General features: G+C 62.7%; 3 protein-coding genes. All 3 read right to left on the bottom strand.

The features are described 5' to 3' along the window. Positions 1-300 (bottom strand): HigA family addiction module antitoxin (locus tag VMR03_RS12940; protein WP_325405291.1); only part of this gene is annotated, 300 nt, incomplete at its 3' end. Next, entirely contained in the window at positions 269-556 is a 288-nt protein-coding gene (locus VMR03_RS12935; RefSeq protein ID WP_325405855.1) for a type II toxin-antitoxin system RelE/ParE family toxin, read from the bottom strand. The genes VMR03_RS12935 and VMR03_RS12940, both read right to left, overlap by 32 nt. Before the next feature lie 52 nt (positions 557-608). Continuing rightward, positions 609-1,526, bottom strand: a 918-nt coding sequence (gene aroC, locus VMR03_RS12930) for a chorismate synthase (RefSeq protein ID WP_325405853.1), incomplete at its 5' end; no start/stop codon positions are given.

The raw sequence follows: 1,526 nt of genomic DNA, 5'->3' as shown, positions 1-1,526 counted from the left end.
GATGGCGTCGAGCCTGGAGCCAAGTTTCCGCTTTTCCTCCATCAGGTCGTAGGCGGCCTGAAGACGCAGGAAATAGCCCTCCGACAGGCTGAAATAGCGGGCGAGCCGAAGGTCCGTGTCGGCGCTGATGGCCCGCTTGCCATGCACGATCTCATTGATGCGGCGCGGAGATACATCGATCGCGCGCGCCAAGGCATTTTGCGAAATACCCAGCGGCTCAAGCAGATCGAGCAGAAGCACGTCGCCCGGATGCGGGTTGTGCAGCAATTCAGCCTTTGTGGTAGTCGACGATTTCGACATCGCTCGCACCTCCGTCGGCCCACCTGAAACAGATGCGCCATTGGTCGTTGATCCTGATGCTATGCTGTCCGCGTCGATTGCCGGAAAGAGCTTCAAGCCTGTTTCCGGGCGGAACCTTGAGATCGTCCAATCTCCCGGCCGCATCGAGCTGACGCAATTTGCGCAAGGCCGTCGCCTGCATATCCTGCGGCAGTCGCCGGCTTCGCAGCCCCGACCATATCGCCTCAGCTTCCTTGTCTGCGAAGCTCAGGATCATTCGACAAGACTATAACGTGTGGCGTCATATAACGCAAGGCGTTATATGACGTTCACCCCACCTGCCCGCGATGGCGCAGGAAATGGTCGGCCAGCACGCAGGCGAGCATGGCCTCGCCGACGGGGACGGCGCGGATGCCGACGCAGGGGTCGTGACGGCCCTTGGTCATGATCTCTGTTTCCTCGTCCGACGTGGTGATGGTCTTGCGAGGGCTGAGGATCGACGAGGTCGGCTTCACGGCGAAGCGTGCGACGATGTCCTGGCCCGACGAGATGCCGCCCAGAATGCCGCCCGCATGGTTCGAGGTGAAATAGGGGCCTTCATTGCCGATGCGGATTTCGTCGGCGTTCTCTTCGCCTGACAAGGCGGCGGAGGCAAACCCGTCGCCGATCTCGACGCCCTTCACTGCGTTGATGCTCATCAACGCGGCGGCGATGTCGGCATCGAGCTTGCCGTAGATCGGCGCGCCGAGGCCGGCGGGGATGCCCGAGGCGACGAGTTCGATCACGGCGCCACAGGAGGAGCCCGACTTGCGCACGCCGTCGAGGTAATCTTCCCACATCGGCGCGGCCTTGCTGTCCGGGCACCAGAACGGATTTTTCTCCGTCTCGTCCCAGTTCCAGTTGGCGCGGTCGATCCTGTGCGGGCCCATCTGCACGAGGGCGCCGCGAATGGTGACATTCGCAAGGATCTTGCGGGCGATAGCGCCAGCCGCGACACGCGCCGCCGTCTCGCGCGCGGAGGAGCGACCGCCGCCGCGATAGTCGCGGATGCCGTATTTCGCCATGTAGGTGAAGTCCGCGTGGCCCGGGCGGAATTTCTCTTTGATGTCGCCGTAGTCCTTCGAGCGCTGATCGACATTCTCGATCATCAGCGAGATCGGGGTTCCCGTCGTTACCTCTTCGCCGGTCTCGGGATCGGCGAAGGTGCCGGAGAGAATCTTCACCTCATCCGGCTCGCGGCGCTGTGT

Source organism: Parvibaculum sp. (assembly GCF_035511255.1).
Lineage (GTDB): Bacteria > Pseudomonadota > Alphaproteobacteria > Parvibaculales > Parvibaculaceae > Parvibaculum.
The sequence above is the reverse complement of the archived record's forward strand: the minus strand, read 5'-3'. Positions and strand labels throughout refer to the sequence as shown.

Excerpts from the sequence above, each read along its gene's own strand:
- VMR03_RS12935 (WP_325405855.1), bottom strand. The coding sequence starts at position 556 with ATGATCCTGAGCTTCGCAGACAAGGAAGCTGAGGCGATATGGTCGGGG.